General features: G+C 66.6%; 4 protein-coding genes. All 4 read right to left on the reverse strand.

All coding sequences use genetic code 11. The annotated features are described in order from the left end of the window. Positions 1–884: type VI secretion system Vgr family protein (locus VFG33_RS20905; RefSeq protein WP_414672971.1), on the reverse strand; the 884-nt coding region annotated here is incomplete at its 3' end. Beyond that, the gene (locus VFG33_RS20910) at positions 881–2,041 is read right to left on the reverse strand and encodes a contractile injection system inner tube protein (protein WP_325054596.1); all 1,161 of its coding nucleotides are present in this window, start codon (positions 2,039–2,041) and stop codon (positions 881–883) included. The genes VFG33_RS20910 and VFG33_RS20905, both read right to left, overlap by 4 nt. Beyond that, a complete protein-coding gene (locus tag VFG33_RS20915; protein WP_325054597.1) occupies positions 2,038–2,517 on the reverse strand; it encodes a phage tail protein in 480 nt (159 codons plus the stop codon). Before VFG33_RS20915 ends, VFG33_RS20910 begins: the two co-directional genes overlap by 4 nt. An 11-nt stretch (positions 2,518–2,528) precedes the next feature. Continuing rightward, on the reverse strand, positions 2,529–3,393 hold an 865-nt coding region (locus VFG33_RS20920; RefSeq protein WP_325054598.1), incomplete at its 5' end, for an eCIS core domain-containing protein.

A 3,393-nucleotide genomic window follows, 5' to 3' on the forward strand; every position in this document is an offset into this window, starting at 1 on the left:
TGGTCCACCACGACTGTTGCCTGTTCCGAGGGCGCCGGCCCCATCGACGCCCCGGACGCGCTCGGCTGCTTCGGGCTCTGCTGGGCCGTGCGACCCCGTAGATTCGCCAACGTCGCTTGAACCTCCACCCCGACGGCGGTGTTCTCCGAGCCGACCTGAACCCGCTCGCTGACCACCTTCGCCGCCAGCGGGTCCCAGACCCGGACCTCGGCCTCCGGTGCGAGGTTTCCGGCCGTCACCCGCGGTGAAAAGCTGAGCAGGTTCGAGAGCATCATCAGTGCGACCGGAGCACCAGGGGCTTCTTTCCGGAAGAAGAACTTGCCTTGCGAGACACCCACCTGACACCCGATGGCCATCGCACGTCCGGACAGGAACTCCCAATCCGTCTGGTTCACCTGCCCGACGTGCGCATGCACCGTCCGGCTCGGCGTGATCTCACCGAGCGTCAATCCATTGCTCTGGGCAACCTTTTTGGCGATGTCCGAATCGGTCATGCTGACGAAGCTCCGGGTCCGTCGGGCCCGCTGCAGCCGATGGTCCTCGGTATAGCCACGCACCGTGAGCTGGGCAGTCTCGCCGTACTCCGCCTCTAGCGCGGTCACCTCACCGGTGATCAGCATCCGGGGATCCTCGACCCGCAGCGGGGAGGCCGCCGCGATCCCGATCTCGGTCCCGATCGGCAGGGCCGACAGCAGCCGATCCGTCGTCCCCCAGTCGTCGAAGACGATCTCGAACATCCCCGGCAGGTGCAGGCTGACATCCACCACGACCCGGACGATGGTGTCCGCCAGTTCGTCCGCCAGCAACCTCCGCGCGGGTCCGAGGTACACCGCGGCCAGTACCGGAGTTTCAGCTTCTGGACGCAGGCCCGGCGCGATCGTCATGACCCTGCTCCGGTCGCTGCCGGCGGCTTCGCAGGGGCACCGAGGCGGTGACCGCCGATCGTCACGGACTCGAACTCCTGCAGGGTGAGCGACGCTGTCGCCCGGTTGGGCCGGCCGTCCGGTGCGAATTGGACGAAGTTCAGCGTATAGCTCTTCAGGACCATCTCCGAAGGCAAGCCGCCACGACTAGTGCTCCACCGCAGCCGCAATACCCTGGGCTTACCAGCTGCTTCCGCCTTGGCGGCATCCGGCTTCTTCTGCTTGCAGGTGACGCACACTTCAGGGTCTGTGGCCTCCGCCGGTCCCGGCGCCTGGATCGGCCTGCTGGCCACCGGCTCCAGCCCGACCCATCGTTTCAGGAGCCGCGCGGCTTTCGCGATCGCCTCGTGTCCTTGGAACTGCAGTTCGCCCAGCGTGATACTCATACTGTTCGGGTCCACGAGCGCGGGCGACGCCAGGGTCTTGGTGTGCTTGGTCTCGGCCTCGCGCGACTTGGTGACGGTGATCTTCGCGGGGTTGTACAGGAAGTCCAGCTCATGGTGGTGGGAGTCTTTCTCCACCAGCTTCAACCGGGACCCCGGAACCGGTTCGACTCGTTTCAGGAATCCCCCGTGGGCGAGGGTGAGCTTCTCCATCGCAATGGCTCCGCCACCGCTGGTGGACAACGGTGGGATCGTCCAGCAGACCGGGATCGCGTCGTGCAGTTCCCAGCGGTGAATCACCTTGCCGCCGCGTCCCACTCCGCTGTAGAGCTCGATGACCACGGTCTCACCGCGCTTGGGGTCGGCCCGAGCCCACTGCTGGGTCTGATGCTCCAGCCAGGCTCTGACCTTCTTCGTCCCCTCCTTGGTCATGGCTCTTTCCAGCGTCACCTCGGGATAGCTGATCTTCCCGGGCAGATAACGCGGCGCACCATAGTTCCCGCCCTCGTCCACAGGGCCTTCCGGAGCGAACTTCACCGACAGTCCCGAGCATCCCGACCAGGACCCGAGCGAGCTCGAACCGCTGCCCTTGTCCAACTCGGGGACCACCACGTTGAACCACATCGTCATGCCGTACCGCGGTACCGGCGAGGTGGCCTTCCGGCCCCTGGGAAGCATCAAGCCACCCAGGGCCTGCGCCGGATTCGTCAGCGGCTGCATACCGATGGGCATCATCTGAACCTGCTCTCAGCATTGAGGAAGCCGGTATGGGCGATCGTGAGGGTCTCGATCGCCGGGCGTGAACCACCGGAGTCGAACTCGCTCAACTTCCACGAGATCGGGAAGAACTCGCGAAGCTCCCAGCTGGCCGCTCTCATCCCGAGGAAGTCGAGCAGATAGATGGCGCCGCTCAGCGACTCGTAGTCGCGGCTGACGTCGGCAAGCCACTGCTGGACCTTGTCGGAATCCCGCCCAGCAGCGCGCGACAGACTGATGTTGGAATACGTCACGCTGCCCGGCACCAGGGACTCGTGGCTCATCCCACCGACTCGATAGGCGAGTTTCTGCAGGCTGACCTCGAGGCCGGACGCCTTCGTCCAGTCCCCCAGCTGGTACTTGCTCTTGTCGATCTCGATCACGTAGCGGTGCGACATCCCGACCTGGCCGGTGAGCTGCTCGAGCGCCTTGGCGGGGTTGAGTGACGGTGACATCGGCTCGTCTCCTAACGGAAGTCCGCGAGAGCACCGTGACGCTCCCGGTCGATCAGCAGTTCGGCGCGGAGCCGGTGGCGCAGGTTCGTGTACAGCCGCTCGGCCAGCCGGCTGAGCATTCGCGGGTCGTCGAGGCGCGCGAGTAGATCGTCACGCTCCTCGTCGGAGTCCAGGTCCGCCCGGATCCGGCCGATCGCCCCCTCCAGCCGATCGAGCCGGTCAAGTACCGCGGTGTCCGCACTCGCCGGGTGACCGGCAGGCCGTTCGGTCAGCTGCCACTCGAAGCCCGACCCGTGGTGCCCGGCCGGGAAGGGCTCAGGCGGTCTGATCGGCAGCTCGGCCTGGTGCTGATGGCCGGACGGATCAGGAAGTTCAGGGTGATCGAGCGGCCCCCAACCGTCGCCCTCGCTGCGCTGGGAAGGAAGCGCGAACGGCATCATCTCGACCGTCGCACGCTGCAGCTGCTCAGGCGAACCAGCAGGGTCACCCCCGGCCCCCGATGACCGCCGATGAACCAGCGGTGCCGGCGAGCCTTCCTGCGACCGAAACCACTGCTCCGTTCGTACTGCGCTGTCCTCCAACTGCTGTCCTGCCAACGTGTCGGCCAACGGCAGCTCAGCACCGAGCGCGTGCTGCTGGGCCACGTGCACGAGTTCGTGCGCCAGTAAGGCCTGTACTCCGGGCTCCGCGAGGTCGCCGGCCTCATCCGGCAGGTAGACCACACCCCCTGCACTGAAAGCGCGTGCCGACACCGCTGTGGCCCGAGCACCAACCGCCCGTCCACGCAGGACGGGCACGTCATCCACGGAAACGCCGAGCCGGGCCCCGACCGGCCTGGCCACCTCGGCCGGAACGCGCACCAGCACCGTTTCCGGT

Origin of the sequence: Kribbella sp. (assembly GCF_035687465.1) — a bacterium.
In the GTDB taxonomy this organism is placed as follows: domain Bacteria; phylum Actinomycetota; class Actinomycetes; order Propionibacteriales; family Kribbellaceae; genus Kribbella.